Source organism: Acidobacteriota bacterium, from assembly GCA_029861955.1.
Lineage (GTDB): Bacteria > Acidobacteriota > Polarisedimenticolia > Polarisedimenticolales > Polarisedimenticolaceae > JAOTYK01.
Genome location: JAOTYK010000034.1, coordinates 21,754 through 33,648 on the forward strand (window position 1 = coordinate 21,754; position 11,895 = coordinate 33,648).

The window sequence follows — 11,895 nt, forward strand, 5'->3', positions numbered from 1 at the left end:
ATCCCGATGCGACGAATCTTGGTCATCGTAGGCGGCGTGCTGCTGCTGGTCGCGGTCGTTCTGACGGCCACGTTCTACGCGCAGCTCCATCGCGACCATGCGGGCTGGCAGGGGCCGGACGTCGTCGTCGAGCTACCGTCGGGAGAACCTGCGGGGCGTCTGCTGGGACGCCTGGTCGACGCCGGTGTCCTGTCCGATGACGGGCCGCTGCGCACCTGGCTCTCGATTCGCGGTGGGGGAGAGAAGATTCGCGCCGGCGAATATCGTTTCGACCAACCGAGTTCGCCGTTGACGGTTCTCTCCCGTCTTCAGCGTGGAGATATTCTCCTCCACGCCGTGACGATTCCCGAGGGGCGATCGATCTTCGAGGCCATCCAGGATCTCGTTGTCGCGGGTATCGCCGACGAGGCCAGCCTGACCCGAGTCTTCTCGGACCCGTCCGCCGTCCGAGAGTTGGACATCGACGCCACGGACCTCGAGGGCTATCTCTTTCCCGACACCTACCACTTTGCGTCGGGCGTGAGCGCGGAGACCGTCGCGGAGACCCTGGTTCGTCGGTTCGTCGAAGTCGTCGACGAGGAGTACATCGCCGCCGCCGCCGGTCACGGGCTGGAACTCCACGAAGCCGTGATACTGGCATCCTTGATCGAGAAGGAGAGCGGAGTCTCCTCCGAGCGACCACGCATCGCCCGCGTTTTTCACAACCGACTGAAACTGGGCATGCCTCTGCAATGCGATCCGACGGTTCTCTACGCCTGGGCTCGACTCGGAAAGCCGGTGGGAAAACTCACGCGAAAGCATCTGGAGATCGACTCGCCCTGGAACACCTACGTCTATCCCGGACTACCGACGGGACCGATCGCAAACCCGGGTGAGGAGAGCCTCTGGGCGGCGGTCCAGCCCGCCGAGGGCGATGAGTTGTATTTTGTCGCGTCGCCCGAGGGCGGTCACACCTTCAGTCGAAACTACGAGGAGCATCGACGGGCCGTGCGGGTGTGGCGGGCCTATCGGCGCTCGTCGCCGATGTAATCGCCGGCGGTCGGGTGGATCCCGTGATAGTTGATCTCGCGTCGACGGTCCTGATCGGCTAACCGCTCGTTGAGAATACCGTTCTCGTTGATCTCTCCGTTTTGCATCGCCTGGAAGTGAAACTTGCAGAACCCTTCCATGTACGGCGTGTCCTGACAAAACAACGCCCCGCCTAAACTCGTGCGGAATCTGCAGCGATCCAAGACATCCTCCTGCCATCGACATGACCGACGATTCGGCGACAGTCTAGCATTCCGGGTCGTCCGGCAACCCCGTCGAATTACCGTTCGGTGATCCCACGTTACGAGACGCGTCCCGGATTGCGTGATGGGGGTTCCCGTCCAACGAATGTCCCCCGGAAATCGCGTCTCTCGGTCTGGCAGCGCCCTTGCAAGTGTCCGGTGCGAACCCCTTGGATCCGGGCATTGCCCGGGGCGGGCCCGTCCGAACCGACCCCTCGGACGGGTTCGTCAGTTAGCCGGGCCGAGGTGTGGCTGAGGTGGTTTCCCCCTCCTCCTCCCGCCGCAGTTGGAGCGTTTCTCCCCCGAGTCGCTCCGTGACACCTCGGCCCGGCGCCCTTTTTTAGAGCGGCTACAATACGCCCATGGCTATCCGTCGACGTCGTCGTGGTTTCGAGCCGGTCGGTACGATCCGGCCCGACGGACTGGGACTGTCTGCCAGCCGCGCAAGGGAACTGGAGCTCGAGGCGGCGTGGCGTCTGGCCGCAGGTCCCGAACTGGCCCGCAAGGTCTCGGTGATCCGACTCCAGCGCGATGGCACGCTGATCGTGGACTACATCGGTGATGACCCGGACTGGCTCCGAACGCTGGACTGTCTGTTGCCACAACTCGGAACGCGACTGGCTCATCGTTTGCCGGGTCGATCGCTCGCGCGGGTCCGACGTCGACGGCACGCGTCCGAGAGCATGGACCCCGACGCCGTTCCTTGCGCGGCGATACTCGAGCGACCGCTTCAGCAACGCGACGAGCCCCCCACGACGGGGGAGCCGGATCTGCGACGGGTGATGAAGGCCTATCTGGCCCGTCGAGACGATCGATAGCCCAGTCGGAGGCGTTGGGTAATCCACCAGGCCGAGTCGTCCGACGCGAACCACTGATCATCCTCGTGAAACTCGATCTGAATTTCCCAGCGGGGCGTCGGGTTGAAGCCGACGGCGTAGAGTCGTCGCTGCACGTCACCCGCCTCCAACTCCACGTGGACGTAGGGAGCGGTCGGTAGATCGACTCGCCAACGAACCCCGCCCCGGGCATGCCAGTCCTCGTCCTCGCCGAAGGAACTGTTGATCAGCCAACCGATCCGCAGTCGTGCCTCGATGCCGGCCGCTGGGCGCGTCGCCCAGGGAGCGCCGCCATGACGCCAACCGTCGGTCTCCCAGCCGGCCTCGGCGACGTTGATGCTGGTGACCTCGCCGGTCAGTCCCTGTGGGTTATCCACCTGGTGGTTCGAGCGATGGTAGAAGTACCCGCCGTAGACGGATCGACCGTCGGACCGCTCGATCCCGAGATGGTAGAGGTAGTAGAGATCGACCGTGTCCTCGGCGGTCAGGGTACGGGCGTCGACCTCGATGACCCCTCTGAAGCGTCGAAAGAGTTCCGGCGAGAGGACCTGCAGTTTCAGCTGGGCCGCCGCTCGGTCGTCCGCCCCGAGTCCCGCCGCAACGGTCCCGGCGATCTCCGGAGGCGAGACCCGGCTCAGTCTCTCGGTTCCCAGGAACTCGATTCCCGCGATGACACCATCGTCTCCCAGACCCAACGGGCTGTCACCGGCCAGCCACGCGGCGGTCAATGCAACTCCCTGACGTCGCTCCGATGAACCCAAGGGAAGGTGATAGCGGGCACCCATCTGCCATTCGCGCCCGGTGGTCGTGCCACCGATCAGGGAGTGTCCCTTGACTTCGAACCCAAATCGGCTGTCGAGGCTGTCGCGACCCAACCAGTAGACGGCGTCCGCCTCGACGACGACGTCGTTGTCGAGCAGCCGCTCGTCGATCACCGCTCCGGCTGTCAGCCGCCACTGGAACGCGCCGCCCTCGCGCCGTTCCGCACCGATGTCGAAGGTTCGTAGCCACGCGTGTCCCACGCGATCGACACTAGCCTGACCACGCTGTGTCATCGAGGCCGTCAGCGCGATGTCGCCATTCCGCGGTCGTCCTCGCCAACCGCCTTCCAGTCGGTAGAGGACGTCACGGACCTCGAACGTCAGATCCGACGCGCGACCACTGATGACCGTCCGACCGTCAACATGGGCAAACAGACCTTGCCGTGGGCTCAGAGAGATAGCGGTCTGGACGAAAAGATCGCCGATCCAGTCGATGCCGTCGATGTCGGTCGCCGCCAGTCGTCCGCCGACGCGGAATTCCGACGCCTCGTCTGCCAGGGTCGGCTCCACAGTCTGAGCCAGGCAGGTCAGGGCGAGCCCGACGATCATCGGAAGGCTACGGAGTCTCATCGTCCGCGGGCATCCTCGCGGATGGAGAGTTCGGGCTCGGTCGCTTCGGGTTCGTGCGTCGCGCTCAGCTCGAATCCGTGGAGTCGCGAGATCAGTCGCTCGTCGGCGTCGAGGATCTCGACCAGGACCCGATAGTCGCCAAGGGGCCAGTGTTCGTTGGTTGGGATCTCCCAGCCCTGCAGGTTGGACGACTGCTCGTCGACGGCCGGGGCACCGAGGTCGACCCAGCTGCCGTCCAGATCCTTGCCCTGCAGCGTATAGGTGATCCGCAGTGGCATCGACGCCCCGTAGACCTCGTAGAACAAACGAAGCGAGTCGCCCGGCACGAAGCGTTTCTTGACTCGCGGGAGCACTCGGAAAGTGCCGATGATGAACGGCTCGTCGTAGGAGGCCATCACCGCGTAGGGCAGCGGGTCGAGTGTCTCGGACCAGACGAGGTCGGAGAAGTCCATCCGTTCGCTAGGTGCGTTGATGCGGACCGAGCGACGCTCGAGACCGGTGCGGATGTTACCGGGGTCGGCCACCATCACGGTCAGCGTGTACTCGCCGGGCGGTAGAAGGACGCGGGCCTGCGCGTAGCGTCGTTCTTCGTGGGTGACGTACTTGAACGATCCCTCGCCGAGGATGCGCGGCCGCTCCGTGGCGTCACGGGACGTGAACCGCGCGATGATCGAGGGTTGGGTCGACTCGCCGGTGTCAGTGACGTCGACGGTGACCATCGCGACGGTGATCGGTTGGTCGGGATGGGTGAAGCGATGCACCGCGATGTCGAGTGGGTAGGCCGCGTAGGATTCGATCGTCTCGATCTGCTCGAGGATCACCTGGTCCTGCGGGGGGACCTCTTGCATTCGCCCGAGATCCAACATGACGGATAACGTGGACCGTGTCGGGGGGGCGAGGAATGCCATATAGCGATCCAGGTCCTCGTCACGCCGTTCCTCGATCGCAAGCGTATCGATGAACACGCTCGACAGTTTAGGGTCGTATGAGACGCGGTACTCCCCGCTGGTATCCGGGACGAACGGGACCACGACCGTCGGGTTGAGATCGGAACGACCTGCTCGGCCGTCATAGATCCAGCGGATGAGACCCTTTCCGGACGTCGCCGTCGACCGGGTGTCGAGACCCTCGTAGTCGTCGATGTCGTTTGGCGCCCCGTAAAGGATGTAGATCTTGCCCCGATCGGTCAGCCAGCCCGGCCGAGTGCTGTCGAGGAAGGCGGCGTTGGTGTGGGCGACACGATCCCAGAAAATCTGCCGGTACTCGTTGGTCAGGGTCTCCTGCGAAGGGTCCCGACGACGCCAGAACCGCTCGATGAAGAGCACCCGCTCCGCGTCGGTATTCAAACTCTTGAAGCGCTTCGTCTCATCGCCCTGGCTGATGTAGCGGATCGGCCCGTCGATCCATTCCCGTAACTCTTTCTGGGGTTTGGGTTTTCCCTTCTTTGCGTGGTTCGGGGCCGACGGCAAGAAGAGGGCCGATAGGGCCAGCAGCGGCAAAACCCACAAGACGTGCGCGTTGGTTCTGGACGTTCGATCCCTCACGATTCTTGAGTATAATCGACAGGCACGGGTACCGCAGACTGGCGTGGGCTTGCATCCTCGCGCTTCGTGAATAGATATAGGATGCGGAGGGCGGCGAAAATCCGTCCGGGTCGAAGGAGGTCCAGAATATGGCATGGATGCGAAACCGGTCGGAGCCCGAATCGGGGGCCGAAAGCAATCCTATCCCGGCCGCCCAGGAGAATGTGGCGCCGGCATCGAAACGGGAGACAAAGATGGATAAGCTGGTAAACATCGGGCAGTCGGTCCAGATCAAGGGCGAGCTGACCGGAAACGAAGACCTGACGATTGACGGCATGGTCGACGGCAAGATTCTCGTAAAGGATCACTCGTTGACCGTCGGTGCCAACGGTCGGCTCAGCGCCGAGGTCCACGCCAAGACCGTGCTCGTTCTGGGGCAGGTCGTGGGCAACATCACGGCCGACGACAAGGTCGAGATCGCGCCCTCGGGATCGGTTCAGGGCGATATCCGTGCCCCGCGTGTGGCCATCGCTGATGGAGCTCGCTTCAAGGGCGGTATCGACATGGAACGGAAATCGACGGCGACGCCGGCTGCCAAGCACGCGTCTCCGCAGCCGCCACGTGACATGCCCGCAGCGGTCGGTGCAGGCAAGGTGTGATGGCATTCCGTTGGCGACAGGAACCGGTTGGAGGGACACCTCTGCCGGATCCTGGAGTCACGGTGCAGCCCGGTACCGCTTGCCCTAGTCTCGTCAAGGCGCTCGGCAAGATTCTTCGCGATGACCGTCCGAGAATTCTCGACTTCGGTTCCCAGTGCGGCGCGACGGCGGTTGCGTTGGCCAACCGTGGCGCACACGTGACCGTGGACGAAGTCAGCTTCCCCGAGCCGACTCCCGAAGCCGACGACGACGACCCCGTCGAAACCCCGCCCTACAAACTCGACCACGACGACGATGCCTACGACCTGATCCTCGCCTGGGAGATGTTCGACTTCATCGAAGCGGGTCGACTGCAGGAAGTGGGGAACGAGTTCGCACGGATCCTGGCGAAGAACGGCTGGCTCCTCCTGTTCGCCAGAAACTCCGGTCGGAACGAACCGGCTCCGGAGGCGCTGCCACGTTATCGGATCACCGCGGAAGATCGGCTCATCCGCGAGGCGTGCGAGGGCACCCGTCGAGAGCGGTTCACCCACCCCACGCGAACCGTCGAGGCGGCCCTCAAACCACTGAAAGTCCAGGGAATCCACCTCCAGCGCAATCAGCTGCGGGAGTTTCTTTCGGTCAAGAGCTGACGGCTCCTACTCCCAGGAGCAGTCCCGTCCCGCGTTGGCCTCTTCCAGGAACGCCTGCAGCGGTTCGAAATAGGCAAGCATCGCCCGGGCACTGAGGTCCTCACCGGTGGTCTCGCGTAAGAGCTCCCGCCAATCGCGCGTCTTCCCTTCCTGCAGGATCGAACGAAGGAACTCTCCGACTTTCGGATTGCCGAAGTAGTTGGCCGACTGGGGCGAAACGCCGAGAATCTCCTTGCTGATGTGATCGTGGAGTTGGTACTTGAGAACCGCCGCGACCGCGTAGTCGTAGTACTGAGCCGGGTCGTCGTTGATGTGTGTTTTCGTGCACGCGTCGCAGCCATCGGCGGGACGATCGTTCGGCGGCGTCACACCCTGGAAGCGTGCCACGTAGTCCCACCAACGCTTGTTGAACTGATCCGCCGGCAACTCGTCGGCGTAGAGCTCCTTCTCCCAGAACGACATGACGCCGGCGGCCCACGGAAGAAACATGATCGATTCACTGAGCGCTTCATTAAGAAGCCACTGTTGTTGATCGATCTCGTCGTCGGCACCTAGAAGACCCACCTCCTTGAGGTAGGGTGCCTGCATCGACGCAAGGCTGATCAACTCGCCGATGCCTTCGTGGAAACCTCGGTTGGCACCGCCTCGAAGCAACAACGGAACTTCGGGACGCGTGTAGGCGATGTAGTAGTAGATGTGGCCCAGCTCGTGATGGGTCGTGCTGAACCAGCGAGCGTTGGCCTCGACCGACATCAGTGAGCGGACATCGTTCTCCAGATCCAGATGCCAGGCCGATGCATGCGTGTTCTTGTGGCGCTCGCTGATCGGTACCGGGTAGAGATCCGATCGCTCCCAGAAGATCTCGGGGAGTTCGGGGAACTCCATCGAGGTGTAGAACCGCTCGGCCTGTTCCACGATCCACTCCGGAGTCTTGTCCTCGAAGAGGGGATCCAGATCGACGCTGTTTACCAGCCCGCCCCAGCTCTGGGACCAGCGGTTGTCGATCCAGTGCGCGGGAAGCATGGAAGGAACGGGCGAGTCGTAGCGATCGGCAAGGCGATACTTGGCCCAGCAGTGCAGCTGTTCGTAGAGCGGGCGGGTCTCATCGACCCACTGCTGGAGCATCGCCTGCATCTCGTCGACGGTCATCCCGTAGTCGGCGACCTGCAGATGGTAGAAAGAATCGAAGCCCATCTCGCGGGCCACCTGATTGCGAAGATCTCGAAGTTCGATCAGTCCATCGCGCAACGCGGAGCCGGTCTGTTTGCTGGTCTCCCAGACGTGCAGCCGCTCCTCGGGATCCCGCGAGCTTGTCAGCGTGCTGTCGATCTGGTTGGCCGTCGTGGGCGTCTTGCAGTCCTGGCCGTCGAACTCGAGGCAGAACGTGAAGCCGTCGAGGGTGCTGGACTGTCGCCCTTCGGCCTCGACCCGACGAGCGACGACGTCGGGCAGTGTCCCCGGCGCCTCGGCGGCGGAGAGAAGCAACGCCTCCAGCGACCGTATAGTAATCGGTTTCAGTTGATCGCGGCGCTCGAGAAGTTTCTGGGCCTGGCGGATCGCGTCGCTATTGCCCTGGACGCTGGCGTACGCCTTGCCGGCACCGGCACGCTGGCCGTCGTGGAACGCGTTGACGTCGGTGCTGGCCTTCCACTGAGCCTCGGCAGCGGCGTAGTAGACGCCCTGAAACAGCGAGGCGTAGAGGTCGAGAAACGCCTGCGCCTCGGCCTCGGCATCGTGGCTTGCAGGTGCCGTGCAGGAGACGAGAACCAGGGCAGTGAGGACAATCGCGGTCAAGATTGGGAGACGTCGCAGACTCATCGGAACCTCCGAAACAAGATAGAATCAACCTCATGGTAGCAGCCCCTCGACGTGTTCCTTGGTCGGGGCAGGGAGGATCCATTGATCTCATCACGGGTACGCGGGATCGGCATGTCGGCGACCCTTCGCATCTCTGCGCTGGCCGCTCAGATGCGGGCGGACGGTCGCGACGTGCTGGACTTCAGCGCCGGCCAGCCGGATTTCCCCACACCGGATCATGTGTTGAAGGCCGGTCATGAAGCCCTGGATGCCGGGCAGACACGCTATACGGCGACGCCCGGAATCGCCGAGCTCCGAGAAGCGATCTGCGACGATGTCGAGTCGACCCATGGTCTGCGTTACTCGCCCGGGCAAGTCCTGGTTTCGCCGGGTGCCAAGGCCAGTCTCTACTTCGCGTTGATGACCCTGGTCGACGAGGGGGATGAAGTGCTGCTTCCCTCTCCGTTCTGGGTTTCGTACCCCGAACAGATCCGTCTGTTCGGCGGCAAGGTGGTGACCGTCCCGTGCGATGAGGCCAGGGGATTCGCGTTAAGCGTCGAGGATCTCGCGGCCAGGTGTAGCGATCGCACGAAGGTTCTGATTCTCAACTACCCGTCGAATCCGACCGGTGCCGGATTCGATCGCGCCGCGCTGAAGGCGATCGCGGATTTCTGTCTCGAACGGAAGATCTGGGTCGTCGCCGATGAGATCTACTCGAAGCTGGTGTATGACGGTCGACCGTTCGTCAGCATCGTCGCCGCCGAACCGCGTATGCGAGACCAGACGGTTCTCATCGATGGCATGAGCAAGACGTTTTCAATGACCGGTTGGCGAGTCGGTTACGCGCTTGCGCCGGAGGACGTCGCCAAGGGCATGACCCGGGCCCAGAGTCACAGCACCAGCAATGCGACATCCATCTCGCAATGGGCCAGCGTCCGTGCCATGCGTGGCGATCGAGGCTGGCTCGATCGGCGGGTGGCTGCATTCCAGGAACGACGGGACGCAATCGTCACGAGGCTTCGCGCGATCGAGGGCGTCGAGTGCGTGCGTCCCGACGGCGCGTTCTATGCCTTCCCCAACGTCTCTGCGCGGTTTACGGGCGCCATCGATAGTGGTGCCGCCATGGCGGAGTTTCTACTGAAGGATGCGGAGGTCGCGGTCGTTCCCGGCGATGCGTTCGGGTCGCCGGCCCACTTGCGGTGCTCGTACGCCGATAGCCTCGAGAGGATTCACGAGGGTATGGACCGAGTGGAGCGAGCGCTAGGCACGCTCTAGAGCTACTGGAGGTCCTCTGGGCCCGGGACCATCGGTAGCGATTCGCGCTGCTGCCGAGTCACGTACGTTCGATGAGTTCCGGGGATCACCACCTGGCTCTTGCCGCGTGTCTTCTGGTTTCGAAGCTCGCTCTGAGCCTGTCGTAGTTGTTTCAGTTGCCGCGAGTAGGTCTCGCCCAGCGCATCGAATTTGCTGCGGATCGCCTGCACCTTGGCCTTGGCATCCTGGGTGTTGGCGCGGATGCTCTCTTCCCGGGTGAACGCCTCGTCGAGGGCCTTGATGTACGGTGTCGCATCGGCGTCCAGTGAGATGCCCTTGGACGAGAAGAGCTGTCGAACCTGATTCACGAAGGGAGCCGTCGCGCCGGTCATCTTCGCGAGGCAGTTGATCTGTTCCGCAATCGTCTTGGGTTCGAAGTCCATGTTGGGGCCTTTCCTTCTCTACTCACCTAAGGGGGTACGGACAAAAAAGGGCCGGTCAACGGACGATCCTGTGATCGGTTGGGGGTTGCTGCTCGAAAATCGACGTTATCCACGAGGATCGAGAGAACCCCGAATTCTCCACCCGAGAGATTGTCGGGTCTGCTAATCTCGGTTCGAAGGCCCGTTGGGCGGGAGGAACGCATGGGATCGCGCAAGAGAGGATCGCGAGACAACGAGGGCGGCGATCCGCTGGTCGTCGGTCAGCGACTACGGCATCGTGGCAGCGACCGCGTGGGAGAGATCCAGGACGTGGCCAGCCAGTTCACCCACCCGAAAGCGAAGCCGGTCTATTCGTACCTGGTTCGTTGGGACGATGGCAACGTCGAGGCGATCTCCGAGGGCGCGTTCACGGTGACCCGTGATGTCGAGTTGGTCGAGGATGACGCCTGACTTTGACGTGATGTCGACGTGCGCATGGTGCCGAAGGGGAGATTTGAACTCCCACCCCCTTGCGAGGACTAGATTCTGAGTCTAGCGCGTCTACCAATTCCGCCACTTCGGCAAGAGGCCCAGTAAACTAGCAACGGGCCGTCGAGACTGTCAAGACGGACGCCAGGAGACTCATTGGCCGACCACAAACCCCATGGCCCTCGTCCCACCGAGGTCGGGGTCATTCGTCGAGTGGGAAAGGACCTGCGGGTCCGCACCACGGACAAACCCCTACGCAGCTACCGGTACTCGGCGACCCATGCCAAGGGTCGCGCGCCTCGCTCCGGCGACCTGGTCTTGTTCCGTCCGCCGGAAGCCGGTCGCCGTGGAAAGGCCCAGATCGCGGAGGTGCTGGGCCCGCCGGAGGCGCCCGGGGTCGATCTGAGGGTCGTCATGGCCCGCTATCGCTACGTCGATCGATTTCCGGCGACCGTGCGACGTCAGCAGGAGAACCTGCCACGTCGGATCCGCCCCCGGGATCGGGAGGATCGCGTTCGGTTCGACGATCCGGCACCGGTTACCATCGATGGCGAGACGGCGAAGGACTTCGATGATGCCATCGCCGTTGAGCCGCTCCGCGGCGGCGGCTTCCGGCTCTACGTTCATATTGCCGATGTCGCACACTTCGTGCAGCCCGACGACGACATCGATCTCGAGGCGCAACACCGCGGAACCAGTGTCTACTTCCCGGGCAAGGTCGTGCCGATGTTGCCGGAGACGATCTCCAACGACCTCTGCTCGCTGCGCCCGAACGTGGAGCGACTGGTCCAGAGCGTCATCATCGACTTCGATTCAAGGGGAAAGCGCAAGCGGGTGAAGTTCGCCGACGGGGTTATCCGCTCGGCGGGTCGTCTGACCTACCGTCAGGTCTCTCAGGTCCTGGCCGGGGGGTCGAAGAAGGATGCCGGGGTGCCGAAGAAGGTCGTCCCGATGCTGAAGGCGGCTGACGCATTGCGCGAGCGACTGGAGCTACAGCGCCAGCGGCGGGGCAGTCTGGACTTCGATTTGCCGGAGCCGATCGTGCTGCTGGACGTGGACGGTGCCGTCACCGGCATGACCATCGAACCGCGCAACAGCGCTCACCGAATGATCGAGGAGTTCATGATCGCCGCCAACGAGGCGGTGGCCGATCACTTCATTCGTCACGGACGTCACGCGTTATTCCGGATCCACGAGGCACCGGAGGAGGACCGTGTGGCTCGATTGAGGGAGACGGTGCAGTCGTTCGGCTTGAAGGATGTCCATCTGCCGCCGGAGCCCACTCCACGGGAACTACGGGACGTCATGGACCTCTTCCAGGGACGACCGGAGCTGCCGGTGATCGCCCAGATGACTCTGCGTACGATGAAGCAGGCGCGCTACAGCATCGATCCCGCGATCCACTTCGGTCTGGCCACCGAGACCTACTGCCATTTCACGTCACCGATCCGTCGTTATCCCGATCTCATCAACCACCGGTTGCTCCGGGACCTGCGTCATCGACGGAAGCCACCGGCTGTCGAGCCGCTGGAGCGGCATGCCGTGGAATGTGGCCGATTGGAACGAGACGCCGAGGCCGCAGAGCGACAGCTGTTGAACTGGAAGCAGGTCGCCTTCATCG

Annotated in this window: 12 protein-coding genes and 1 tRNA gene; 7 read left to right on the forward strand and 6 right to left on the reverse strand. The window is 63.2% G+C overall.

Annotated features, from left to right (window positions below):
* Window positions 1-6: 6 nt before the first annotated feature.
* Window positions 7-1,029 carry an endolytic transglycosylase MltG gene (mltG, locus tag OES25_14445; protein ID MDH3628843.1) on the forward strand — a complete coding sequence of 341 codons (1,023 nt, stop codon included), beginning with the start codon at window positions 7-9 and terminating at the stop codon, window positions 1,027-1,029.
* Here mltG and OES25_14450 read toward each other — a convergent pair.
* Window positions 1,005-1,232, reverse strand: coding sequence for a hypothetical protein (locus OES25_14450; protein MDH3628844.1), 228 nt, complete (start codon window positions 1,230-1,232; stop codon window positions 1,005-1,007). The genes mltG and OES25_14450 overlap by 25 nt on opposite strands.
* A gap of 401 nt (window positions 1,233-1,633) precedes the next feature.
* Here OES25_14450 and OES25_14455 point away from each other — a divergent pair, with 401 nt between their 5' ends.
* Window positions 1,634-2,089 (forward strand): DUF721 domain-containing protein, encoded by a 456-nt coding sequence (locus OES25_14455; protein ID MDH3628845.1) that lies wholly within the window; start codon window positions 1,634-1,636, stop codon window positions 2,087-2,089.
* On the opposite strand, the gene OES25_14460 is transcribed toward OES25_14455, so the two are convergent.
* Window positions 2,062-3,498, reverse strand: coding sequence for a hypothetical protein (locus OES25_14460; protein MDH3628846.1), 1,437 nt, complete (start codon window positions 3,496-3,498; stop codon window positions 2,062-2,064). The two genes, OES25_14455 and OES25_14460, sit on opposite strands and share 28 nt — an antisense overlap.
* Window positions 3,495-5,042, reverse strand: a complete 1,548-nt coding sequence (locus OES25_14465) for a GWxTD domain-containing protein (protein ID MDH3628847.1) — start codon at window positions 5,040-5,042, stop codon at window positions 3,495-3,497. Before OES25_14465 ends, OES25_14460 begins: the two co-directional genes overlap by 4 nt.
* Before the next feature lie 233 nt (window positions 5,043-5,275).
* On the opposite strand from OES25_14465, the gene OES25_14470 reads away from it, so the two are divergent.
* Window positions 5,276-5,680, forward strand: coding sequence for a polymer-forming cytoskeletal protein (locus OES25_14470; protein ID MDH3628848.1), 405 nt, complete (start codon window positions 5,276-5,278; stop codon window positions 5,678-5,680).
* Between the two features lie 62 nt (window positions 5,681-5,742).
* Window positions 5,743-6,312, forward strand: coding sequence for a class I SAM-dependent methyltransferase (locus tag OES25_14475; GenBank protein ID MDH3628849.1), 570 nt, complete (start codon window positions 5,743-5,745; stop codon window positions 6,310-6,312).
* Between the two features lie 6 nt (window positions 6,313-6,318).
* On the opposite strand, the gene OES25_14480 is transcribed toward OES25_14475, so the two are convergent.
* Entirely contained in the window at window positions 6,319-8,130 is a 1,812-nt protein-coding gene (locus OES25_14480; GenBank protein ID MDH3628850.1) for a M2 family metallopeptidase, read from the reverse strand.
* A gap of 81 nt (window positions 8,131-8,211) precedes the next feature.
* On the opposite strand from OES25_14480, the gene OES25_14485 reads away from it, so the two are divergent.
* On the forward strand, window positions 8,212-9,384 hold the full coding sequence (locus OES25_14485; GenBank protein ID MDH3628851.1) for a pyridoxal phosphate-dependent aminotransferase: 1,173 nt from the start codon (window positions 8,212-8,214) through the stop codon (window positions 9,382-9,384).
* A 2-nt stretch (window positions 9,385-9,386) separates the two neighbouring features.
* On the opposite strand, the gene OES25_14490 is transcribed toward OES25_14485, so the two are convergent.
* A complete protein-coding gene (locus OES25_14490) occupies window positions 9,387-9,806 on the reverse strand; it encodes a hypothetical protein (GenBank protein MDH3628852.1) in 420 nt (139 codons plus the stop codon).
* Between the two features lie 201 nt (window positions 9,807-10,007).
* On the opposite strand from OES25_14490, the gene OES25_14495 reads away from it, so the two are divergent.
* Window positions 10,008-10,256 carry a hypothetical protein gene (locus OES25_14495; protein MDH3628853.1) on the forward strand — a complete coding sequence of 83 codons (249 nt, stop codon included), beginning with the start codon at window positions 10,008-10,010 and terminating at the stop codon, window positions 10,254-10,256.
* Window positions 10,257-10,281: 25 nt separating this feature from the next.
* Here OES25_14495 and OES25_14500 read toward each other — a convergent pair.
* Window positions 10,282-10,368 (reverse strand) — tRNA-Leu (locus tag OES25_14500).
* 62 nt (window positions 10,369-10,430) lie between these two features.
* Here OES25_14500 and OES25_14505 point away from each other — a divergent pair.
* Window positions 10,431-11,895 (forward strand): VacB/RNase II family 3'-5' exoribonuclease (locus OES25_14505; GenBank protein ID MDH3628854.1); only part of this gene is annotated, 1,465 nt, incomplete at its 3' end.

Excerpts from the sequence above, each read along its gene's own strand:
- OES25_14490 (MDH3628852.1), bottom strand. The coding sequence starts at position 9,806 with ATGGACTTCGAACCCAAGACGATTGCGGAACAGATCAACTGCCTCGCG.
- mltG (MDH3628843.1), top strand. The coding sequence starts at position 7 with ATGCGACGAATCTTGGTCATCGTAGGCGGCGTGCTGCTGCTGGTCGCG.
- OES25_14470 (MDH3628848.1), top strand. The coding sequence starts at position 5,276 with ATGGATAAGCTGGTAAACATCGGGCAGTCGGTCCAGATCAAGGGCGAG.
- OES25_14495 (MDH3628853.1), top strand. The coding sequence starts at position 10,008 with ATGGGATCGCGCAAGAGAGGATCGCGAGACAACGAGGGCGGCGATCCG.
- OES25_14460 (MDH3628846.1), bottom strand. The coding sequence starts at position 3,498 with ATGAGACTCCGTAGCCTTCCGATGATCGTCGGGCTCGCCCTGACCTGC.
- OES25_14480 (MDH3628850.1), bottom strand. The coding sequence starts at position 8,130 with ATGAGTCTGCGACGTCTCCCAATCTTGACCGCGATTGTCCTCACTGCC.
- OES25_14455 (MDH3628845.1), top strand. The coding sequence starts at position 1,634 with ATGGCTATCCGTCGACGTCGTCGTGGTTTCGAGCCGGTCGGTACGATC.